18 protein-coding genes are annotated in these 21,334 nt (G+C 73.8%); 6 read left to right on the top strand and 12 right to left on the bottom strand.

The window, feature by feature from the left end:
• Window positions 1-76 precede the first annotated feature (76 nt).
• Genes ACFZP7_RS28475 through narI form a run of 4 tightly spaced genes read left to right on the top strand, consistent with a single transcriptional unit; the run spans window position 77 to window position 6,585 of the window.
• Window positions 77-3,772: a nitrate reductase subunit alpha gene (locus ACFZP7_RS28475; RefSeq protein ID WP_385636600.1), complete on the top strand. Its 3,696-nt coding sequence runs from the start codon at window positions 77-79 to the stop codon at window positions 3,770-3,772.
• Window positions 3,772-5,367, top strand: coding sequence for a nitrate reductase subunit beta (gene narH, locus ACFZP7_RS28470; protein ID WP_046248745.1), 1,596 nt, complete (start codon window positions 3,772-3,774; stop codon window positions 5,365-5,367). Before ACFZP7_RS28475 ends, narH begins: the two co-directional genes overlap by 1 nt.
• 4 nt (window positions 5,368-5,371) lie before the next feature.
• Window positions 5,372-5,866, top strand: coding sequence for a nitrate reductase molybdenum cofactor assembly chaperone (gene narJ / locus ACFZP7_RS28465; protein ID WP_030968971.1), 495 nt, complete (start codon window positions 5,372-5,374; stop codon window positions 5,864-5,866).
• Window positions 5,863-6,585, top strand: a complete 723-nt coding sequence (gene narI, locus ACFZP7_RS28460) for a respiratory nitrate reductase subunit gamma (protein WP_031017920.1) — start codon at window positions 5,863-5,865, stop codon at window positions 6,583-6,585. The genes narJ and narI overlap by 4 nt, the downstream gene beginning before the upstream one ends.
• Window positions 6,586-6,597: 12 nt before the next feature.
• Here the strand turns inward: narI and ACFZP7_RS28455 are convergent, their stop codons facing one another.
• The 6 genes from ACFZP7_RS28455 to ACFZP7_RS28430 form a co-directional block, all read right to left on the bottom strand.
• Entirely contained in the window at window positions 6,598-7,023 is a 426-nt protein-coding gene (locus ACFZP7_RS28455; protein ID WP_019328683.1) for an OsmC family protein, read from the bottom strand.
• 85 nt (window positions 7,024-7,108) lie between these two features.
• Window positions 7,109-8,917: a DUF2201 family putative metallopeptidase gene (locus tag ACFZP7_RS28450; protein WP_385636599.1), complete on the bottom strand. Its 1,809-nt coding sequence runs from the start codon at window positions 8,915-8,917 to the stop codon at window positions 7,109-7,111.
• The gene (locus ACFZP7_RS28445) at window positions 8,914-9,975 is read right to left on the bottom strand and encodes a MoxR family ATPase (protein ID WP_355271236.1); all 1,062 of its coding nucleotides are present in this window, start codon (window positions 9,973-9,975) and stop codon (window positions 8,914-8,916) included. Before ACFZP7_RS28445 ends, ACFZP7_RS28450 begins: the two co-directional genes overlap by 4 nt.
• Before the next feature lie 75 nt (window positions 9,976-10,050).
• A complete protein-coding gene (locus ACFZP7_RS28440) occupies window positions 10,051-11,463 on the bottom strand; it encodes an amino acid permease (protein ID WP_385636596.1) in 1,413 nt (470 codons plus the stop codon).
• A gap of 84 nt (window positions 11,464-11,547) precedes the next feature.
• The gene (locus tag ACFZP7_RS28435; protein WP_127435925.1) at window positions 11,548-13,692 is read right to left on the bottom strand and encodes an alkaline phosphatase family protein; all 2,145 of its coding nucleotides are present in this window, start codon (window positions 13,690-13,692) and stop codon (window positions 11,548-11,550) included.
• Window positions 13,693-13,811: 119 nt separating this feature from the next.
• Complete coding sequence (locus ACFZP7_RS28430) at window positions 13,812-14,213, bottom strand: hypothetical protein (protein ID WP_019328679.1); 402 nt, start codon at window positions 14,211-14,213, stop codon at window positions 13,812-13,814.
• A gap of 82 nt (window positions 14,214-14,295) precedes the next feature.
• On the opposite strand from ACFZP7_RS28430, the gene ACFZP7_RS28425 reads away from it, so the two are divergent.
• On the top strand, window positions 14,296-15,069 hold the full coding sequence (locus ACFZP7_RS28425) for an MBL fold metallo-hydrolase (protein WP_046248748.1): 774 nt from the start codon (window positions 14,296-14,298) through the stop codon (window positions 15,067-15,069).
• Window positions 15,066-15,692 carry a DedA family protein gene (locus ACFZP7_RS28420; RefSeq protein ID WP_031017925.1) on the top strand — a complete coding sequence of 209 codons (627 nt, stop codon included), beginning with the start codon at window positions 15,066-15,068 and terminating at the stop codon, window positions 15,690-15,692. The genes ACFZP7_RS28425 and ACFZP7_RS28420 overlap by 4 nt, the downstream gene beginning before the upstream one ends.
• A 30-nt stretch (window positions 15,693-15,722) precedes the next feature.
• On the opposite strand, the gene ACFZP7_RS28415 is transcribed toward ACFZP7_RS28420, so the two are convergent.
• The 6 genes from ACFZP7_RS28415 to ACFZP7_RS28390 form a co-directional block, all read right to left on the bottom strand.
• Window positions 15,723-16,784, bottom strand: a complete 1,062-nt coding sequence (locus tag ACFZP7_RS28415) for an MBL fold metallo-hydrolase (RefSeq protein WP_046248749.1) — start codon at window positions 16,782-16,784, stop codon at window positions 15,723-15,725.
• Window positions 16,781-18,058 carry an aminotransferase class I/II-fold pyridoxal phosphate-dependent enzyme gene (locus ACFZP7_RS28410; protein ID WP_385636592.1) on the bottom strand — a complete coding sequence of 426 codons (1,278 nt, stop codon included), beginning with the start codon at window positions 18,056-18,058 and terminating at the stop codon, window positions 16,781-16,783. Before ACFZP7_RS28410 ends, ACFZP7_RS28415 begins: the two co-directional genes overlap by 4 nt.
• 146 nt (window positions 18,059-18,204) lie before the next feature.
• Window positions 18,205-19,098 (bottom strand): hypothetical protein, encoded by an 894-nt coding sequence (locus ACFZP7_RS28405; RefSeq protein ID WP_385636589.1) that lies wholly within the window; start codon window positions 19,096-19,098, stop codon window positions 18,205-18,207.
• A gap of 236 nt (window positions 19,099-19,334) precedes the next feature.
• On the bottom strand, window positions 19,335-20,129 hold the full coding sequence (locus ACFZP7_RS28400; RefSeq protein ID WP_031017932.1) for an RNA polymerase sigma factor SigF: 795 nt from the start codon (window positions 20,127-20,129) through the stop codon (window positions 19,335-19,337).
• Window positions 20,130-20,454: 325 nt separating this feature from the next.
• Window positions 20,455-20,871: a VOC family protein gene (locus tag ACFZP7_RS28395; RefSeq protein WP_175462527.1), complete on the bottom strand. Its 417-nt coding sequence runs from the start codon at window positions 20,869-20,871 to the stop codon at window positions 20,455-20,457.
• A gap of 5 nt (window positions 20,872-20,876) precedes the next feature.
• On the bottom strand, window positions 20,877-21,305 hold the full coding sequence (locus tag ACFZP7_RS28390; protein ID WP_019328671.1) for a helix-turn-helix transcriptional regulator: 429 nt from the start codon (window positions 21,303-21,305) through the stop codon (window positions 20,877-20,879).
• Between the last annotated feature and the right edge of the window lie 29 nt (window positions 21,306-21,334).

Below are 21,334 nucleotides of genomic sequence, written 5' to 3'. Positions count from 1 at the left end.
GTACGGGCGCCGCGAACGGGTGCGCTCCCGCACCCGCCCCTAGGTTCGGAGCCAGGGCGACCGAGGGAGAGCGCACGTGACGGACACGCGGACACCGCCCACCGAGCCGGGCGCGGCACTGCTGCGGGCGGGGCGGTTCTTCCGGCCCGGCACCGCCGCCCCCGACCTGCACAGCATCGGACTGGTCGGGGGCCGGGAGTCGGACGCGTTCTACCGGGACCGGTGGAGCCACGACAAGGTCGTCACCTCCACGCACGGTGTGAACTGCACGGGGTCGTGCCGCTGGAACGTCTTCGTCAAGGACGGCATCATCACCTGGGAGACCCAGGCGACGGACTATCCGTCGGTGGGCCCGGACCGCCCCGAGTACGAGCCGCGCGGCTGCCCGAGAGGGGCGGCGTTCTCCTGGTACACGTACTCGCCGACCCGGGTGCGCTACCCGTATGTGCGCGGGGTGCTGCTGGAGATGTACCGGGAGGCGAAGGCCCGGCTGACGGACCCGGTGCTGGCCTGGGCCGACATCCAGGGCGACCCCGAGCGGCGGCGGCGCTACCAGCGGGCCCGCGGCAAGGGCGGTCTGGTGCGGGCGAGCTGGGACGAGGCGGTCGAGATGGTCGCCGCGGCCCATGTGCACACCATCCGCACCCAGGGCCCGGACCGCATCGCGGGCTTCTCCCCCATCCCGGCGATGTCGATGGTGTCGCACGCGGCGGGCGCCCGCTTCCACTCCCTCATCGGCGCCCCGATGCTGTCGTTCTACGACTGGTACGCCGACCTGCCGGTGGCGTCCCCGCAGGTCTTCGGCGACCAGACGGACGTGCCGGAGTCGGGGGACTGGTGGGACGCGGCGTACCTGATCATGTGGGGGTCGAACGTCCCGGTGACCCGCACGCCGGACGCGCACTGGATGGCCGAGGCCCGCTACCGGGGCCAGAAGGTCGTGGTCGTCTCCCCCGACTACGCCGACAACACCAAGTTCGCCGACCAGTGGCTGCACCCGCACCCGGGCACGGACGCCGCGCTGGCCCTGGCGATGGGGCACGTGGTGCTCAAGGAGTTCTTCGTCGACCGGGAGACCCCGTTCTTCGACGACTACGTACGCCGCTTCACCGACCTGCCGTTCCTGGTGACGCTGACCGAGCGGGACGGCGGGTACGTGCCGGCGAAGTTCCTGCGCGCGGCCGACCTGGGGCAGGAGGGTGCGGACGCCGCCTGGAAGACGGTGGTGCTGGACGACACGACGGGCCGTGCGGTCGTGCCGAACGGCTCGCTGGGCTTCCGCTGGAACGAGGCCGACCAGGGCAGGTGGAACCTCGACCTGGGCGACGTGCGGCCCCGGCTGAGCCTGCACGGCCACGAGATGGCGTCGGGTGTGGAGGTGCTGCTCCCCCGCTTCGACACCGAGGGCGGCGCGCACGCGCAGGGCCGCGGCGAGGTGGTCCGGCGCGGTGTGCCGGCGACCCGGCTGGGCGGGGCGACCGGGCCGTTGGTGACCACGGTGTTCGACCTGCTGCTGGCGCAGTACGGGGTGGCCCGGCCCGGGGTGCCGGGCCGGTGGCCGGCGTCGTACGAGGACGCGGAGGCGCCCGGCACCCCGGCGTGGCAGGAGACGCACACCTCGGTGCCGGCGGCGGCCTGCGTGCGGATCGCCCGGGAGTTCGCGCGGACCGCCGAGCGCTCCCGGGGACGCTGCATGATCCTGATGGGCGCGGGCACCAACCACTGGTTCCACTCCGAGACGATCTACCGGGCGTTCCTCGCCCTGCTCCAGCTCACCGGCTGCCAGGGCCGCAACGGCGGCGGCTGGGCGCACTACGTGGGCCAGGAGAAGTGCCGCCCGTCGACCGGCTGGGCGTCGCTGGCCGCCGCGTCGGACTGGTCGCGGCCCCCGCGGCAGATGATCGGCACCGCGTACTGGTACCTGAACACCGACCAGTTCCGCTACGACCGGTTCGGCGCGGACGTGCTGGCCTCGCCGCTCGGTGAGGGCAGGTTCGAGGGGATGACGGGCGCGGACTGCCTGGCGCTGTCGGCGCGCACGGGGTGGATGCCGTCGTACCCGACCTTCGACCGCAATCCCCTGGAGCTGGGCGAGACCTTCGGCGACCCGGTGGCGAACGCGGTGGCCGAGCTGCGCGCGGGAACCCTGAAGTTCGCCTGCGAGGACCCGGACGCGCCGGAGAACTGGCCGCGCATCGTGACGCTGTGGCGGGCCAATCTGCTGGGTTCGTCGGCGAAGGGCGCCGAGTACTTCACCAAGCACCTGCTGGGCACCCACTCCTCGCTGCGCGCCGAGGAGGCCGCGCCGGGCGAGCGGCCCCGGGACGTGGTCTGGCACGAGGAGGCGCCCGAGGGCAAGCTCGATCTGCTGCTGTCGCTGGACTTCCGGCACACCTCGTCCACGCTGCTCTCCGACGTGGTGCTGCCCGCCGCGACCTGGTACGAGAAGCACGACCTGTCCAGCACGGACATGCACCCCTACGTGCACGCCTTCTCCCCGGCCGTGAGCCCGCCGTGGCAGACCCGCACCGACTTCGACACGTTCAAGGTGCTCGCGGAGAAGCTGAGCGAGCTGGCCGCCGGCCACCTCGGGGTACGCAAGGACCTCGTGGCGGCGCCGCTCCAGCACGACACACCCGGCGAGATCGCCCAGCCGGGCGGGGTGGTCCGGGACTGGCGGCGCGGGGAGTGCGATCCGGAGCCCGGGAAGACCATGCCGAACCTCGTCGTCGTGGAGCGCGACTACACGGCGATCGGCGCGAAGTTCGCGGCGCTGGGCCCGCTGGTGGAGGCCAAGGGCCTGCCCGCGAAGGGGATCACGCTGAGGCCGGACGAGGAGGTGGCGCGGCTGCGGGAGCTGAACGGCGCGGTGCGCGGCGGCCCGGCCGACGGCCGCCCGGCGCTGGACACGGCGGTGAAGGCCGCCGACACCATCCTGGCCCTCTCCGGCACCACCAACGGGCGCCTGGCCACCCAGGGCTTCCACACCCTGGAGGCGAAGACCGGGCAGGAGATGGCCCACCTCGCCGCCGAACACGAGGGCAAGCGCGTCACCTACGCGGACACCCAGGCGGCGCCCGTGCCGGTGATCACCTCCCCGGAGTGGTCGGGCAGCGAGGCAGGCGGGCGGCGGTACACGGCGTTCACGCTCAACACCGAGCATCTCAAGCCCTGGCACACCCTCACCGGACGGCAGCACTTCTTCCTGGACCACGACTGGATGCACGAGCTGGGCGAGGCGCTGCCCGTGTACCGGCCGCCGCTGGACATGAGCCGGCTGTTCGGCGAACCGCGGCTCGGCCCGGACGGGCACCGTGAGGTGACGGTCCGCTATCTGACCCCGCACAACAAGTGGTCCATCCACTCCGAGTACCAGGACAACCTGTTCATGCTGGCCCTGTCGAGGGGCGGCCAGACCATCTGGATGTCGGCGCGGGACGCGGAGGCGATCGGCGTCGGCGACGACGACTGGATCGAGGCGGTCAACCGCAACGGCGTGGTGGTGGCCCGCGCGATCGTCTCGCACCGGATGCCACCGGGCACGGTCTACATGCACCACGCGCAGGAGCGCACGGTCAACGTGCCCCTCGCGGAGACGACCGGGAAGCGCGGCGGCATCCACAACTCGCTCACCCGCCTGCTCCTCAAACCGAGCCATCTCATCGGCGGCTACGCCCAGTTGTCGTGGGCGTTCAACTACCTGGGCCCGACGGGCAACCAGCGCGACGAGGTGACGGTGATCCGCCGCCGCGGCCAGGAGGTCGAGTACTGATGCGAGTGATGGCCCAGGTCGCGATGGTCATGAACCTCGACAAGTGCATCGGCTGCCACACCTGCTCGGTCACCTGCAAGCAGGCGTGGACCAACCGTCGGGGCATGGAGTACGTCTGGTTCAACAACGTGGAGACCCGCCCCGGTCAGGGTTACCCGCGCCGCTACGAGGACCAGGAGAGGTGGAAGGGCGGCTGGGAGCTGAACCGGCGGGGCGCGCTCAAGCTCAAGGCGGGCGGCCGGATCAGGAAGCTCGCCGGGATCTTCTCCAACCCGAAGCTCCCGGAGATCAAGGACTACTACGAGCCCTGGACCTACGACTACAAGAACCTCACCGACGCCCCGCTCGGCTCCGACTACCCGGTCGCCCGGCCCGTCTCGCAGCTCGACGGCAAACCGATGAAGATCGGCTGGTCCTCGAACTGGGACGACGACCTGGGCGGCGCCCCCGCCTACGGCGACCTCGACCCGATGGTGGAACGGACGCGGCAGCGGGCCTCGGAGAAGGTGCGGTTCGCGTACGAAGAGACGTTCATGTTCTACCTGCCGCGCATCTGCGAGCACTGCCTCAACCCGTCGTGCGTGGCGTCGTGCCCGTCCGGGGCGATGTACAAGCGCTCGGAGGACGGCATCGTCCTGGTCGACCAGGACCGCTGCCGGGGCTGGCGGATGTGCGTGACCGGATGCCCGTACAAGAAGGTGTACTTCAACCACCGCACCGGCAAGGCCGAGAAGTGCACCTTCTGCTATCCGCGCATCGAGATCGGGCAGCCGACGGTCTGCTCGGAGACCTGCGTCGGCCGGCTCCGGTACCTGGGTGTGGTGCTGTACGACGCCGACAAGGTGACCGAGGCGGCCTCCACGCCGGACGAGCACGACCTGTACGCGGCACAGTTGGGCGTCTTCCTCGACCCGGAGGACCCCGAGGTGCGGCGGGAGGCGGAGAAGGCGGGCATCCCGTTCGACTGGATCGAGGCGGCCCGGCGCTCCCCCGTGCACGCGCTGGTGAGCAGGTACCGTGTCGCCCTGCCCCTGCACCCGGAGTACCGCACCATGCCGATGGTCTGGTACATCCCGCCGCTGTCACCGGTGGTGGACGCCCTGACGGAGACCGGGCACGACGGCGAGGACGCCGACAACCTCTTCGGGGCCATCGACACGCTCCGCATCCCGCTGGAGTACCTGGCGGAGGTGTTCACGGCGGGCGACACCGGCCCCGTACGGGCGTCGCTGGAGAAGCTGGCGGCGATGCGGGCCCACATGCGGGCGATCAACCTCGGCGAGGAACCGGACCCCGCCGTCTGCGCGGGTGTCGGCATGAGCCCGCAGGAGGTCGAGGACATGTACCGGCTGCTGGCGATCGCCAAGTACGAGGAGCGGTACGTGATCCCGACGGCGGCCGTCGGCGACGCGCACCGGCTGGAGGCGTCGGCGCTGCCGGACACGTGCAGCCTGGACACCGACGGCGGGCCGGGGATGGGCGGGGACGGGCCGTTCGGCCAGGACTCGGGGCGCAGGCGGCTGCCGCTGGTGCCGGTGGAGAACTTCCACATCCTGCGCAGGCGGCAGACGGCGGACGACGAGAGGGAGGTCTGATCCCATGCCCGGCTTCGAGCTGCTGTACCAGGCGGCGGCGCTCTGTCTGACGTATCCCGACGACGACTTCCGCGCCCGGCTGCCGCTGCTGCGGGAGGCCGCTCCGCAACTGCGGGGCTTCACCGACCACGCGGCGGCGACCGAACAGGGCGCGCTCCAGGCGCACTACGTGGAGGTCTTCGACTTCAAGAACCGGCACAGCCTCTATCTGAGCTGGTGGACCGACGGCGACACCCGCAACCGCGGCATGTCGCTGGTCCGCTTCAAGGAGCTGTACCGGGCGCACGGGCTGGAGTTCACCGACGAGGAACTGCCCGACTTCCTGCCGGCCGTGCTGGAGTTCGCCTCCCGCACCGGGAACATCGGGATGCTCACCGAGCACCGCGACGCCCTGGACCAGCTCCGCTCCCGGCTCACCGCCTTCGGGACGCCCTACGCGTGCGTCCTGGACGCGGTGTGCGCCACCCTGCCGCCCGCACCCACCGGAGCCCGCCCGTGACCGTCTTCCTCTGGGGCGTGCTGCCCTACGCCGCCTTCGCCCTGCTGATCGCGGGCCTGGTCTGGCGGCACCGCTACGACCGGTTCGGCTGGACGACGCGCTCCTCGCAGGTCTACGAGTCGAAGCTGCTGAACATCGCCTCGCCGGTGTTCCACTACGGCATCCTGTTCGTGCTCGTCGGCCATCTCGTCGGGCTGTTCGTTCCCGAGTCGTGGACGGACGCGCTGGGCGTGAGCGAGCACGCCTACCACCTGCTGTCGCTGTACGGCGGCACGGCGGCCGGTGTGCTGGCCGTCGCGGGCATCCTCATGCTGATCTACCGCCGGCGCACCAACGCGCCCGTCTTCCGGGCGACGACCGCCAACGACAAGGTCATGTACGTCTTCCTGCTGGCGGCGATCGTCCTCGGCATGGTCGCCAAGCTGGCGCACTCCTCCGGCACCGGCTACGACTACCGGCACACCATCGCGCCCTGGTCGCGCAGCCTGTTCACCCTCCAGCCGAAGACGGAGCTGATGGTGGGGGTGCCGGTGCTGTACCAGGTGCACGCGGTGGTGGGGATGCTGCTGATCGCCCTGGTGCCGTACACCCGGCTGGTGCACATGTTCAGCGCGCCGGTGCAGTACCTGACCCGCCCGTACGTGGTGTACCGGTCGCGCGACCCCAGGCAACTGGGGCCGCGCCCGGACCGGCGGGGCTGGGAGCGCGCGGGCTCCTAGCGCCCTGTCCGACTAGGCCAGCTTGGCCGTCAGGGTGATGGTCGTGCCGGTCAGGGCCTGGCTGACCGGGCAGTTCTTCTTGGCGTCCTCGGCGGCGGCGACGAACGCGTCGTTGTCGAGGCCGGGGACGGTGCCCTCCACGGTGAGGTGGATGCCCGTGATGCCCTCACCCGGCTGGAAGGTGACGTCGGCGGAGGTGGTGAGCTTGGTGGGCGGGGTGCCGGCGCCGGCCAGGCCGTGCGACAGCGCCATGGAGAAGCAGCTGGAGTGGGCGGCGGCGATCAGCTCCTCGGGGCTGGTCTTCCCGTTCGCCTGCTCGGCGCGCGACGGCCACGACACCGGCTGCTCGCCGATGCCGGACGAGTCGAAGGTGACGACACCGTTGCCCTCGAGCAGGTTGCCTTCCCAGACGGTGTGTGCGGAGCGCGTGGTTGCCACGGCGGTTCCTCTCGAAATCTCTTGCTGTACTGGGGCGGTGGGAGCCCGCGACCGGGTTCCCACCCCCATCCGATCACACTCCGGCTCAGCTCACCCGGAAGACCGGTCCCCGGGCGGTGAACGGCAGCCGTGCGCCCTTCGGGATCAGGTAGGCGTGCTCGCGCCGCACCCGCAGCACGTCGCACCAGCCGTCGGTGATGACGAGGACCGGCGCGGTGGGCGGGAAGTCGTCGGCGCGCAGCAGCAGGTCGACGCCGGGCTGGAGGACGGTGCCGCCCCTGCCGTGCACCCGCACCCGGCCCGCGATCTCCGTCACCGGCAGATACCCGGCGTCGTGCGGTGCCGCGTCGCAGAACACGACGCGGGCGGCGGGCACGTCGCGGGCCTCGGCGTAGGAGGCGATGGCGCCGAGCGCCTTGCCGAGCAGCGTGCGGTCCATGGAGCCGGAGGTGTCCAGGACGACGCCGAAGGTGCAGCGGGCGATCTCCTCGGGCGGGAAGTACCGTCCGGCGCGCGGGATGTCCGGGGTGGCGGCCTGGCGCCGGGAGGGGCGGGCGTACGAGCGTACGGGCTCGGGGCGGGGCACGAACTCGTCGAACCAGCGGGCGAGGCGGGCGTCCCAGGGCAGCGGCGGGTGGCTGAGGGCGCGGATCTCCTCGACCAAGCCGCCGGGCAGGTAGCCGCGCTCCTGCCGCTGGTGCAGGTCGAGGCCCTGGGCGAGGCCGCGCCGGTAGAAGCCGTCGAGGTCGACGTGGTCGCGGGGCGCGCCGAGCGGGCCGCCGAGGATGTCGCCGACGCCCTTGCCGCGCAGGGTGGACAGGCGGCGCATGCGGCGCAGGTCGCCGGCGATGCGGTCGTAGACCTCCTCGGCGGACAGGCCGGCGAGGGCCGGGTCGTGCAGCAGGCCCTCGGGCATGGTGCCGACCCGCATCTCGACCAGCCAGCCGTTGATCACGTAGTCGCAGGCGACGTTGAAGAGGTAGGGGTCGCGGGTGCCGCGGCGGTCGCCGTGGCGCAGGGCGGCGTGCAGCATCTCGTGGGCGAGGATGAAGCGCCATTCCTCGTCGTCGTACCGGCGCAGGGGGTTGACGTAGATCTCGCCGGCCTCGGCGTCGACGGCGGCGACGGAGATGCCGTGGGCGCGGGCGAGTTCGGCGTCGGCGACGAGGGTGATGCCGGCCGCGATGCCGCCGAGCAGCGGGTAGGAGGAGACGAACCAGCTCAGGGCCTGCTGCCAGGGGTGCAGGCGGGTGGGGCCGCCCAGCATGTCGTCGCGCCGGCCGCCCGCGAGGTCGAGGGCGGTGGACATGGTGCGGGTCAGGGCGTGGGCGAAGGCCAGCTGCCAGTCGGGGGCCTGGCCGTTGTATCCGTCCCAGGGCACCAGCAGCTGGTCGGGTTCGGCGCCCGCGGTGCCGCAGTGCTCGTAGGCGGCCGGGATGCCGCCCTCGCGGCGCCAGGCGGCGGCAATGCGTTCCTCGTCGCCGTCGGGGTACGTCGGCGGCAGGTGGTCCGGGGTGCGGCCGACCGGGAAGGTCGCCAGGAAGCGGTTGACGACGACGCAGCGGGCGGCGAGGTCGTAGCGGTCGGGCTGGGGGCGCTCGCCGGTCGCGGCGGGTACGTGGCCGAAGCCGAGGTGGATCAGGGCGTGGGCGATGGCCCAGGCCCACTCGGCGGGCTCGGCGTGACGGGTGTGACTGAGGTGGACCCGGCCGTTGGAGCTGACGCGGACGAGTCCCTGCCGGGGCGCGACCCGGCACTCCTCCTCGCGGCACAGCTTGACCTCCATCGCCGCCAGGGCGGGGTTGGCCCACACCAGCCGGATGCCCTCGGCGCAGTCCTCCGCCGCCGGGTCCTTCTTCTTCTGCTGCTGCTTCTGCCTGCGGGTGCGGCTCATCGGCGGGCCTCGACCAGCCGGGGCATGTCGCGGGCGGCCTCGACCAGGAACCAGGCGGGCAGCACCGGGTTGCCGTCGGGGTCGGAGGCGATGACGCTCTGGGCGACCTCGACGGAGATCTCGGCGAGCTGCACCAGCAGCGACTTGGCGCGGTAGGCGGTCTGGCGGCCGTTCGCCGACATGTGCTCCTTGCTCGCGGGCAGTTCCTTGACCAGCCGGCCGCGGAAGGACTCGGCGAGGTAGTAGAGCAGGTCGCGGTCCTGGAGGCGGCTGGGCCAGCGGGCCTCGCCCTTGAGGATCGCCTCGATGCCGAACCGGCTGCGCACGATCTTGACGTAGCCGCAGAAGGCGGTGGCGTGGGCGGGGGTGAGCGTGCCGTGGGCGAGGACCTTCAGGGTGTCCTCGTCGAGGTCGCGGCCGAAGGAGTGCAGGGCGTCGGAGAGCATGTGCCAGGAGCGCGGGGTGGAGAACGGCTCCTCGGTCTTGGGCGGCTTGGACCACAGGTGGTCGGGGCGGTCGGTGAGGTGGTCGGTGATCCAGGGGTGGATGCCGTTCTCGCCGGCCCAGGTGAGCCAGTCCTGGGCGGAGGCGTCCAGGTGGACGTGGGTGAGGCGGTTGACCAGCGCGGAGGCGAGGGGGCGGGCCAGGGCGTTGTCGGTGGCGCGGTTGCCGGCCCCGATGACGATGGAGCCCTTGGGGAGTTCGTAGCTGCCGATGCGGCGGTCGAGGATGAGGGAGTAGAACGCCTTCTGCACGTCGGGGGTGGCCGCGTTCAGCTCGTCCAGGAACAGGCAGTACGGCTCGTCGCGGGCGATGGACTCCGGCGGGCAGAACACCGACCGGCCGTCCCGGATCTGCGGGACGCCGATCAGGTCCTCGGGCGCGAGCTGGGTGCCGAGCAGGCTCACGCACTCCAGGCCCAGCGAGTCGGCGAAGTTCCTCACCAGGGAGGACTTGCCGATGCCGGGTGCGCCCCACAGGAAGACCGGCCGCACGGTGGCGAGGCCCAGCAGCAGTTCCGGGAGTCGGGCGGGAGTGACGGTGACGGCTGCCTGCACGCAGGGGCTCCTCGAGAAGATCGTCGGGAGGGGACCGCACCAGTGTGGGTGTCCCGCCGTTCCCGCGCAGCCCAATTACGGTGCCGCGGGCCCCTCCGCGCGCCGCCTGCGGGCCGCCATCACCGCGTACACGAGCACGCCCGCGAACAGGAAGAGCACGCCCTGGTAGACCGCCGCGTAGCCGGCGCCGGCGACCAGCCAGAGGGAGAAGCCCGCCGCGACCGCCGCGATCACGCCGTCGCGGACCAGGCGGGCCCGGTCGACCTTCTCGCCCTGCCCGGAGACGAGGTGGAAGATCTGGGCGGCGGTGGCCAGCAGATAGGGCACGGTCGCGGTGAAGGTGGTGACGAGGACGAGGATCTCGAAGACCTTCGCCGAGCCGGACGTGTAGTTGTAGACGGTGAGCAGGGAGGCGAGGACGACGGTGACGCCGACGCCGACGGTGGGGACACCGCGCCGCTTGCGGGCGAAGGCGGCCGGGAAGAGGCCGTCCTTGGCGGCGGCGTACGGGGTCTGGGCGCTCAGCAGGGTCCAGCCGTTGAGGCAGCCGGTCATGGAGACCAGGGCGGCCAGCGCGACGGCCCAGCCTCCCCAGGCGCCGCCGAACATGGCGTTGACGGCGTCCGAGAAGGGCGCGGTGGAGTCCACCAGGCGGTCGTGGGCGACCGTGCCGAAGACCGAGAGGGTGCCCAGCAGGTAGACGAGGGCCGCGCCCGCGGTGCCGATGACGGTGGCGCGGCCGACCGTGCGGCGGGGGTCCTTGACCTCACCGGCGCTGACGGCGGCGGACTCCACGCCGAGGTAGGAGAAGAGCAGGATCGCGGCGGCGGCCGAGACGGCGCCGATGCCGCTGCCGCCGGTGGCGTTGAACGGGCCCAGGTTGTCGGCGTCGAAGAAGAACAGACCGCCGACGGCCACGAGCAGGAGCGGGGCGAACTTCAGGACCGTGGCGACGAGCTGGACGGCGCCGACGTAGCGGGTGCCGGCGAAGTTGGCGAGGGCGGGCAGCCACTGGATGACGAGGGCGGCCAGGCAGGCGGTCCAGCGGTGGTCACCGACCGGGATCAGGACGTCCAGATAGCCGACGGCGGCGACGGCGAGGGCCGCGTTGGACACCCAGGTGGTGATCCAGTACGCCCAGGCGGCGAGGAAGCCGGCGAAGTCGCCGAATGCCTCGCGGGCGTAGACGTAGGGGCCGCCGGTGCGCGGGTCGCGCCGGGCGAGGCGGCCGAAGACCAGGGCGAGCGCGATGGCGCCGACGGTGAGGACGCCGAAGGCGAGCAGGCTGATGGTGCCGAAGGGGGCGACGGAGGCCGGGAGCAGGAAGATGCCGCCGCCGATGATGTTGCCCATGACCAGGGCGGTGGCGACGGGGAGGCCGAAGCGGCGGGTGTGCCTGGTGCCCTCGGGGGCGGGGGTGGAACCGGGGGCCGCGGGGGTCTCCTGCGGGGCCGGAGCCGGTGGGGGGACGGTCCCGGTGACGTGCATGGGGTGGTGCGCCTTCCTTGGAACTGGTGCCCGGGATCGCCGGGACGGCGCCCATGGTCCGGCACGGCCCGGCACCGCTCCAAATCAGGCGCTTTTGTCCTGCACGACCCCGTCCGGGACCGGAAATGGTCCGTCGGCGACGGTCCTCGACCGAGGATCCTCCACGGGCACCTGGGGGCCGTTGGACTCGCGCAGCCAGCGGCGGAGCACCCGGTGGACGGCCTCGGCGCCGGTGATCTCCGCACCGTCCCGGGTCGGCGCGGACAGGACGACCGGGGAGAGCAGGAAGGCGCGGGACTGGGCGCCGCCGAGTCCGCCGTGGGAGCCGATCTGCTCCTCGAAGGCGAGCACCTCGCCGTCGACCGGGTCGTGGAAGGAGTTGACCATGATGTCGGCGGTGTGCGGGAAGGAGTGGGTGCGCCGGACGGCGTCGGCGGCGCCGGGCCCGAACGGCGCGAGCGGGCCGGGGTCCTCGTCGAGCCGGTCCAGCGGGACCTCCGCGCCGCGCGCGCCGAGCACCACACCGCCGTGCTCCTCGCTGCGGACCAGCAGGAAGCCGACGCCGGGGTGGTTGGCGAGGGTGGTCAGCAGGGCGGGATGGCGGGCGTCGATCTCCTCGCGGGTCATCCGGTGCCGCACGTCCGGGAAGGAGACCAGGCCCAGGTTGCCGGAGGCCAGCACGATCGGCTCCGAGCGGCGGCCGGTGGGGGTGTCGGCGGGGCGCTGCTGCTCGGCGCCCTCCTCGACGGGCCGGTGCAGGGCGGCCCGTACGGTGTTGCGGGCCTCGGCGCCGCTGCGGGTCCGCTGGGCGCGGCGCGGCACGGGCAGGCCGCAGCCGGCCCGGACCAGATCGCCGAGGGTGAGGCCGTAGCGGGCGCGGAAGGTCTCGCCGGGGCTCTGTCCGTGGTCGGACAGGACCACGATCCGGTACTTGCGGGGGGCGTGCTCGGCGACCTTCTCGATCAGCGCGAGGGACCGGTCGAGCCGCTGGAGGACCTTGGCGGCGTCCCGGCTGCGCGGTCCGGAGTGGTGCGCGACCTCGTCGTAGGCGACCAGGTCGGCGTAGACGGCGGTGCGGCCGGCGAGCATGTCGCCCATCACCGCGGCGACCACGACGTCCCGTTCGACGACGGTGGCGAAGGCGCGGACGAAGGGGTAGAGGCCGCCGCGCGAGACGCGCGGGCGGACCTTGTGGACACGGGCGCGGGTGGACTGGCCGATCTCCCGGCACACCTCCGCGACGAAGGACAGCGCGGTGCGCACGGCGTTGGCCGGGTCGGAGAAGTAGGCGAAGTAGCCGGAGCGGGAGCGCGTCTCCTTGCTGCGGCGGCGGGTGGCGATGGACAGCACGAGGGCCTGTTCGTCGGCGCCTCCGCTGAAGAGGTTGCCGCGGCTGGCGCCGTCGAAGGTCAGCAGGCCGCCGTCGCCGGTGTGCGCGATGGCGCGGTGCTGGAGTTCGGCGGCGCTGGTGGGGCGGTTGCAGACCACGACCTCGCCGGTGTCCTTCTCGAACCAGCGGAAGGCGGGGACGTCGTGGTTGGAGCCGTGCAGGATGCCGAGCTGGCTGGCGCCGGTCTGGCTGGACCAGTCGGTGCGCCACGGGGCGAGGCGGTGGGTGGCGGAGGCGCCGTCGCGGCCGAGCCAGCGGGCGATGGTGGGCATGTCACCGGCCTCGACGGCGTCCAGCAGGACGTCGTGGCCGACGCCGTCGAGTTGCAGGAAGAGGGTGCCGGGCCCGTCCGGGCAGGGCGGGCCGGATCTGCGGCGGCGGTCGGCGAGGCGGTAGAGCCGCCGCCGGTAGGCGTCGTCGTCGCGCACGGCCAGGGCACCGCCGGTGGCGGAGGCGACCGCGGACATGACGGCGGCCACCACGACGGCGGTCTCGGGGGCGACGCCGCCGCGCCCGGCCGGGTTGACGTCGATGGCGAGGAGCAGCAGCCCGCCGTTGAGGAAGAAGACCAGCAGCCCGAGGACGAGCGCCGGCACCAGGAGCAGCAGCCGGACCATCAGCGGCCACACCAGGGCGGACAGCAGACCGAAGGCACCGGCGCCGACCGCGGCGGTCACGGCGATGTCGGTGGCGCTGTCCCCGTCGGGCGACTGGAGCCGGAAGTCCGGCAGGATTCCGGCGAGCGCGAGCATCGTGAGCGTGGACACGGCCCACACGGCGACACTCCGGCCGATCTGACTGGCGACCCGGCGCCAACGCCCTCCACCCACGCTCCGCACACCTCACGTCCCGGCCCGTCCGTCGGCACGGGCATCCCCCACCCTGCCACAACGCTCCGGGACGTCCGTTTGTCCCCCGGGGTCCGGTTCACACCCCCGACGGGGCCGTGGCACTCCGGTCAGCGGCCGTCGTACCCGGCCGTCGGCATGGACAGCCGCCGGTGCACGCACGCCTTCATCCGGGCGTCGTACGCCGGTTCGGCTCGGCCGACGGTCTCGACGCGGACGCCGCGGCGCGCGCACTCGGCGGTGAACGCGTCCACCGACGACAACGCGCTCTCCAGCACCCGGCGGCTGGGCGCGACGAACAGGTCGTGCCCGGGACGGACGCCGTCCCACAGGGCGTCGTGGTCGGGACGCAGTCCGCGGACCAGCAGTTCCCGGGCGACGACGTAGCCGTGCTCGGCGGCCCAGCGGGCGCACATCGCGTGCTGACTGCGGGAGTCGACCAGGAACGGGTCGTCGTCCAGCTGCTCCAGCGGCGTCAGACTCGCGATCGCCGTCACCCTCACCAGTCCCATGGTGTCCCCCTCACCTCCCGTTTCGCCGCCGACCCTACTCCTGGACGTAGGCTGCGGGGAGTCGCGCGAAGGAGGCAAAGGAGTGCCGGTGGAGCTCACCTGGTGGGGTCACGCCACCTGCACGGTCGAGGACTCGGACATCCGTGTGCTCACCGATCCGCTGTTCGTCCGCCGGCTGGCCCATCTGCGGCGCAGACGGGGCGCGGTGCCGCCGCCGGACGCCTGGCGCGCGGACGTGGCGCTGGTGTCGCACCTGCACGCCGACCATCTGCACGTGCCGTCGCTCGCGCGGCTCGCGCCGGGCACGCGCCTGCTCGTGCCCCGGGGCGCGCCGCGCGCGGTGCCCGGGATGCGCAGACTCGGACACCTGGAACTGACCGAAGTGGTGCCCGGCGACGAGACCACCGTCGGCGACCTGCGGATACGGGCGGTGCCCGCCCGGCACGACGGGCGCCGGCTGCCGCTCGGCCCGCACCGCTCCCCCGCGCTCGGCTATGTCGTCGAGGGCGAGGCCCGGACGTACTTCGCCGGGGACACCGGCCTGTTCGACGACATGGAGAAGGAGGTCGGGCCGGTCGACGCGGCGCTGCTGCCGGTGGGCGGCTGGGGGCCGTACCTCGGCCCGGAGCACCTGGACGCGGGGCGGGCGGCCGAGGCGCTGGCCCGGCTGGCGCCGCGCACGGCGGTGCCGGTGCACTACGGCACGTACTGGCCGATCGGGATGGACGCGGTGCGCCCGCACGAGTTCCACACGCCGGGTGACGAGTTCGTGCGCCTGTCGGCGCTGCGCGCGCCGGGCGTGGCGGTGCACCGGCTGGGGCACGGTGAGAGTGTGCGCGTGGAGGTCGCGCGGTGAGCACGCTGGGCGCCGCCGTGACGAGCATTCCGACCGAGCCGACCCAGCAGGCGTTCGGCTATCCCTCGCTGTTCCTGCTGGTGCTGATCGGGGCCCTGGTGCCGGTGGTGCCGACGGGGGCGCTGGTGAGTTCGGCGGCCGTGGTGGCGATGCACCAGACGCTGCCGTACTCGATGCTGATGGTGTTCGCGACGGCGTCGCTGGCCGCGTTCTGCGGGGACATGGCGCTGTACTGGCTGGGGCGGCGCGGGGTCGGTTCGAAGAACGGCTCGCGCTGGCTGGAGGCGATCCGGTCCCGGGCGCCCGAGGACCGGCTGGAGCAGGCGCAGGAGAAGCTCGCCGAGCACGATGTCGCGGTGCTGGTGCTGTCGCGGCTGGTGCCGGCGGGCCGCATACCCGTGATGCTGGCCTGCCTGCTGGCCGAGTGGCCGGCGCGCCGCTTCGCCCGGGGCAACTTCCCGGCCTGCCTGGCCTGGGCGGTGACGTACCAGCTGATCGGCATTCTGAGCGGCGCCCTGTTCAGCGAGCCGTGGGAGGGCGTGGCCGCGGCGATCGCCCTGACGGTGCTGGTGAGCGGCGCGCCGAGCGTGTGGCGGCGGCTGCGGGGGCCGGCGAAGGCGTAGGCCCTCCGGCCCAGGGGGCTTGCCGGGGAGTCACTCCAGTACCCGGGAGCCGCCCACGGGGAGGTCCCACAGGTGCTCGCGGGGCAGGCCGGCGCGTTCCCAGGCGGTGCGTACGCGGGTCAGGGGCTCCAGGACCGGTTCCGCGGACAGCACGAACGTGCCCCAGTGCATGGGCGCCATCCGGCGGGCGCCGAGGTCCTGCGCGGCCCGTACCGCCTCCTCCGGGTCGCAGTGGACGTCCCGGAGCCACCAGCGGGGGTCGTAGGCGCCGATGGGGAGCAGGGCGAGGTCGATGCCGGGGTAGCGGCGGCCGATGCGGTCGAACCAGTGGCCGTACCCGGTGTCGCCGGCGAAGTAGACCCGGCGGCCGTCGGGGGCGGTGAGGACCCAGCCGCCCCACAGGGTGCGGCAGGTGTCGGTGAGGCTGCGCTTGGACCAGTGGTGGGCCGGTACGAAGTCGAAGCGGACGCCGTCCAGTTCCGTCGCCTCCCACCAGTCCAGCTCGGTGACGCGGGTGAAGCGGCGGCGGTGGAACCAGCGGCCGAGTCCGGCCGGTACCAGGACGGGGGTGTCGCGCGGGAGCCTGCGCAGGGTGGGGGCGTCCAGGTGGTCGTAGTGGTTGTGGCTGATGACGACCGCGTCGACGCGGGGCAGGGCGCTCCAGGGGACGCCGACGGGCGTGACGCGGGCCGGGGTGCCGAGGATGCGGCGGGACCAGACCGGGTCGGTGAGCACGGTGAGCCCGCCGATCCGCACCACCCAGCTGGCGTGTCCCGCCCAGGTGACGGCGACGGTGCGGGCGTCCACGCGGGGCAGCGGGCCGGGCTCGTACGGCAGCCGGGGGATGTCGGCGAGGCCCTCGGGGCCGGGTCTGACCGCCCCCTCGCGGGCGAATCTCGCGAAGGCCTTGAGACCGGGCAGCGGTGCGGTCAGCCGGTCGTGGAAGGTGCGCGGCCACACCCGGCGCTCGGCGGGCGGCCGGGGGTCGGCGAGCGGCGGGAACGGGGGCGCCGCGGAGAGCGCGGCGGGCGGGGCGTCGGCGTCCTCGGCGGGAGTGGGCGTGCTCGCGGTCGACCGGGGCTGCTGCGTCATCGAAGGGGCTCCCATCGCTGAGCGTCGCGGAGACCGCCGAAGACCGACTTCAGGCGGGCCAACGCGCTGTGCACCTGTGGCAGTTCCAACGGGTCGGGGGAGGTGAGGCATTCCGTGCGCCGCTCGTCGGTGCCACCGCCGAGCAGGGGGCCGGTGGCGAGCCGTACGCGCAGCGACGGCAGGTCGTCGCCGAAGCGATGGCCGCCCGGGGCGGGCATGCCGAGGCGGGCGGTGAGGAGGTCCTCCAGTTCCTGGGCGTCGCCGACGCCCTCGGCGGCGAGCGCGTCCCGCAGCGGGCCGAGGTCGGCGTAGAGGTGGCGGCCGGCCTGCGGGGGCCGGGCGGTGGCGCCCGCCGTGACGACGGCGGCGTGCGCGGCGGCGGCCAGGCGCGCGTGCAGGCGTACCGCGGCCGATCTGCGGTCGGTGACGGGTCCGGATTCGCCGAGCACGTACCCGGCCGCGGCGGCGACGGGCGCGGCGACGCGGGCGCCGAGCGCGGTGAGGACGTCCAGCACGCGTGCGTGCAGACCGTCCCCGGCGGCGGACGCCGGGAAGCGGGCGACGGCGGCCGGCCAGGCCGGCGGCAGCAGCGCGCCGGCCAGGTCGGTGACGACGGTGACCCGCTCGGGCAGCATCTCGGCCGGGCTGAGGAGCACGGTGGCGTGCGGGTCGTGCAGGGTGTCGCGCCAGGTCTCGTCGCTGACCAGGTGCAGTCCCTCGCCGGCGGCCGCCTCCACGGTCTCGTGCAGCAGTTCGGGCGGGGCGACGGTGCCGGTCGGGTCGTCGGCGACGGACAGGACGAGCAGGCGGGGATCGCCGCCCTCGGCACGGACCCGGCGGACGGTCTCCAGGAGGGCGTACGGGTCGGGGACGCCGCCGGACTCCGGCGGGGTGGGCACGTGGAAGACGGGCCTGCCCAGCAGGCGCGCGTACGGCGCCCACCAGGCGGCGCAGGGCCGGGGCACCAGGACGTCGCCGCCGAGCGCGGCGGTCAGCGCCAGCAGCAGGGCGTTGGCTCCGGGTGCGGCGGCGACGTGGCCGGTGTCGGTGGGCAGGCCGCGCCGGTCCCAGTAGCCGCAGGCGGCTTCCAGGAGGGCGGGCGCGCCGCCGGCCGGTTCCTCGCGGGCGCGGCCCGCCGCGGCGGCCAGGACGGCGGCCGTCTCCGGCAGGACGGGGAGCCCGTCGTCGGGGAGGTGGGGGCCGTAACGGACGGGACCGTGCCCCGCGGGGTCGTGGCCGCCGTGGCCGTGCCCTGGAGGGTCCGTCCGCCGCATGCCGTTCCTCCGCGCTGTCCCTGGTGGCGTGTCCGGTCGCCGCCGACGCTCTTCGTCCGGTCGTTGCTCCACGTACCCATCGTGGCGCCCTGGCATGGGTGGGGCTCCGTTGTTCGACTCACGCTCGAGCCGGTCGCGACGCCGGGTCAGCGGTGTCCGGCCTCCCCACGGGGACGCGACCGCAGCAGCCGGTGCGCGGCCGCGCCGCACGCCGCGGCGATCAGGACGCCGCCGGCGGCGAGGGCGGGCACCGAGTCCGTGAAGGTCCCGCCCGCACCGGCGTGCACCCCGTGCTCCGCGGTGGTGCCGCCGCAGTTCCCCCACGGGGCGGAGGTCCCGCCGTGCGGCGCGGCCGGTTCCGGGCACGCGGACCCGGTGGCGCAGGGGGTGCCCCGGCCGGCGGCCGAGCCGTGCGGTGAGGTCGGTGCCGGGCAGGGGGGTGCGACGGCGCCGCCGCCCTCCCCCGGCGCGGTCATCGGCTCGTCCGGGACGCCCATCGGCTCCTCGGGCACCGTCATCGGCCCTTCCGGCGCCGTCATCGGATCCTCGGGCACCGTCATCGGCTCCTCCGGCACGGTCGGCGGCCCCTCCGGCGCGGTCATCGTCGTGCTCCAGGGCTGCTCCTCGCCGGACGCCTCGGGGCAGGCGCCGTCGACGGTCCACGTGTCCTGCGGGGTCGCCGCCTCCGCTTCGCTCGTCAGGTCCTCGGCGGCGGCTATGCGGGCGGTGCCCCGGTAGGCGGGCCCGGAGGAGGTCCCCGCCTCGGCCGCCACCTTGCGCAGTGCGACGGTGCCGCCGTCGAAGGCCGGTGAGGCGGCGTCGAGGGTCGCGGGGGCGGGACCACCGGACGGTGCGCAGGTGACGGAGACGGTGACGGTGCCCCCGGGGGTGACACCGGCGGGGCTGACCTCGGCGACGGGCCGGCCCGTTCCGGCGGGCGGCGGGGGAACGCCGGGCTGGGCCGGGGCCGGCGCCGCGAAGACGCCGAGGGCGGCACTGGCCAGGACGGCGGTGGACAGGGCGCGGGCGGTGCGGCGCATGGGTCGGGCTCCTTCGAGCGACGGCTGCGGGGGCACGGCACTCGCGCCCCTCGGCCATCACAGCCCGCCCGGCACCCGCCCGCGCGCCGCCGTGCGCCGTTCGCGGGAACGGGGCGCCCGAGCGGGTGAGCGTCAGGTTTCGGCCCCGTCCACGCCGGCCCGGTCGCGCCGGCCCGGTCGGCGGCGGGACCGACGGCCGGAACCCGGACCGGCCGCCGGGGAAGGCGGTCGGCGGTTCAGGCGGCCGGGTCCCGCAGCACCTGTTCCCGTACGCGGTCGCAGCAGCGGCTGATCAGGCGGGACACGTGCATCTGGGAGATGCCCAGCTGCTCGGCGATGCGGCTCTGCGTCATGTCGTCGAAGAAGCGCATGTAGAGGATGGCCCGTTCGCGTTCGGGCAGGGCGGCCAGGCGTTCCTTGACCGCCTCCCGGTCGACGACGGTGTCGAGGGCGGGGTCGGGGCCGCCGATGGCGTCGCCGAGGGAGTATCCGTCCTCGCTGCCGGGGAGTTCGGCGTCCAGGGACAGGGCCGTGAAGCTCTCCAGCGCCTCCAGGCCGACCCGGGCGTCCTCCTCGCTCATGCCGGCGTGCTCGGCGATCTCGGCGACGGTGGGCCCGCGGCCCGAGACGGTCTGGGAGAGGTCCTGCCCGGCGGAGCGGACGCGGTTGCGCAGGTCCTGCACCCGGCGCGGCACGTGCAGGGTCCACATGTGGTCGCGGAAGTGCCGCTTGATCTCGCCGGTGATCGTCGGCACGGCGTAACTCTCGAAGGCGTTGCCGCGCTCGGGGTCGTACCGGTCGACGGCCTTGACCAGCCCGAGGGCGGCGACCTGGCGCAGATCCTCGTAGCTCTCGCCGCGGCTGCGGAAGCGTCCGGCGAGCCGTTCGGCCATGGGGAGCCAGGCTTCGACGATCCGGTCGCGGACCGCGTCGCGTTCCGGGCCGTCGGGGAGGGTGGTGAGGCGACGGAAGGCGTCGGCGGTGTCGGGGGCGTCGTCGTGCGGGTGCTTCACGCTGGCGTGGATCGGCATGGTGCGTCGCAACTCCTTCGGAGTGCGGGGCCTCGCCGTAGCGCCGGGCGTACGGCCCGTTCGGTGCGGCCGGGCGGGCGGCACCGGGGGCTCGCGGGGAACTCCCGGGGCGGCGCGCGGCGGCGTCACCGGTGCGACGGCACGGCCCTGAGGTCGGGCGGTCACCGTGGGAGGGCGTCCGGCGCACGGACGGACGCGTCCGTGGCGGCTTGCCACCGCTCCCACGGACGTGCCTCCTGTCCGAAGCACTGACCTTGCGCCTGCCCCCTTCGCCCCACGGCAAACACCCGATTTTCCCGGACGCCCGCGGGCGGCGCCCGGCCCGCTACCGCTTGCGCGGTTGGTTGAAGCGGAGCATGTTGCCGGCCGGGTCGCGGAAGGCGCAGTCGCGGACGCCGTAGGGCTGGTCGACCGGCTCCTGGAGGACCTCGGCGCCGGCCGCGCTGACGCGTTCGAAGGTGGCGTCGACGTCGTCGGTGGTGAAGATGACGCCGCGCAGCAGACCCTTGGCCAGTAGTTCGGCCATGGCCTTCTTGTCGGCGTCCGAGGCGTTGGGGTCGGCGAGCGGGGGTTCCAGGACGATGTCCACGTCGGGCTGGTCCGGGGAGCCGACGGTCACCCAGCGCATCCCTTCGAAGCCGACGTCGTCGCGGACCTCCATGCCGAGCACGTCGCGGTAGAAGGCGAGCGCCTTGTCGTGGTCGTCGACGGCGATGAAGCACTGCGAGAGGTTGATGTCCATGCGCCTCACGCTAGGGGCCCGGACGCGCGCCCGGCTTCTCCGTTCCTGACCGGTCGGGTGTAGATCTTGGCGACGCAGGCCGGGACGGCGGCGCCGTCGGCGTGGTCGCGGGCCCGGTAGGCGCTGGGGCTCTCGCCGACCAGCTCGGTGAAGCGGGAGCTGAACGAGCCCAGTGAGGTACAGCCGACCGCGAAGCACACCTCGGTCACCGACATGTCGCCCCGTCGCAGCAGGGCCTTGGCCCGCTCGATGCGGCGCGTCATCAGGTAGCTGTAGGGCGTCTCGCCGTAGGCGGCGCGGAAGCTGCGGGAGAAGTGGCCCGCCGACATGAGGGCGACCCGCGCCAGTGCCGGGACGTCGAGCGGCTTGTCGTACTCGCGGTCCATCAGGTCGCGGGCGCGGCGCAGCCGCGCCAGGTCCTCCAGCGTCGTCACCCCACCACGATCCCACAGCGCCGTACCTC

Source organism: Streptomyces sp. SudanB5_2050 (assembly GCF_964272335.1).
In the GTDB taxonomy this organism is placed as follows: Bacteria; Actinomycetota; Actinomycetes; order Streptomycetales; family Streptomycetaceae; genus Streptomyces; species Streptomyces rochei.
The sequence above is the reverse complement of the archived record's forward strand: the minus strand, read 5'-3'. Positions and strand labels throughout refer to the sequence as shown.

Excerpts from the sequence above, each read along its gene's own strand:
- narH (WP_046248745.1), top strand. The coding sequence starts at position 3,772 with ATGCGAGTGATGGCCCAGGTCGCGATGGTCATGAACCTCGACAAGTGC.
- narJ (WP_030968971.1), top strand. The coding sequence starts at position 5,372 with ATGCCCGGCTTCGAGCTGCTGTACCAGGCGGCGGCGCTCTGTCTGACG.
- ACFZP7_RS28450 (WP_385636599.1), bottom strand. The coding sequence starts at position 8,917 with ATGAGCCGCACCCGCAGGCAGAAGCAGCAGCAGAAGAAGAAGGACCCG.
- ACFZP7_RS28440 (WP_385636596.1), bottom strand. The coding sequence starts at position 11,463 with ATGCACGTCACCGGGACCGTCCCCCCACCGGCTCCGGCCCCGCAGGAG.
- ACFZP7_RS28430 (WP_019328679.1), bottom strand. The coding sequence starts at position 14,213 with ATGGGACTGGTGAGGGTGACGGCGATCGCGAGTCTGACGCCGCTGGAG.
- ACFZP7_RS28415 (WP_046248749.1), bottom strand. The coding sequence starts at position 16,784 with ATGACGCAGCAGCCCCGGTCGACCGCGAGCACGCCCACTCCCGCCGAG.
- ACFZP7_RS28410 (WP_385636592.1), bottom strand. The coding sequence starts at position 18,058 with ATGCGGCGGACGGACCCTCCAGGGCACGGCCACGGCGGCCACGACCCC.
- ACFZP7_RS28405 (WP_385636589.1), bottom strand. The coding sequence starts at position 19,098 with ATGCGCCGCACCGCCCGCGCCCTGTCCACCGCCGTCCTGGCCAGTGCC.
- ACFZP7_RS28400 (WP_031017932.1), bottom strand. The coding sequence starts at position 20,129 with ATGCCGATCCACGCCAGCGTGAAGCACCCGCACGACGACGCCCCCGAC.
- ACFZP7_RS28395 (WP_175462527.1), bottom strand. The coding sequence starts at position 20,871 with ATGGACATCAACCTCTCGCAGTGCTTCATCGCCGTCGACGACCACGAC.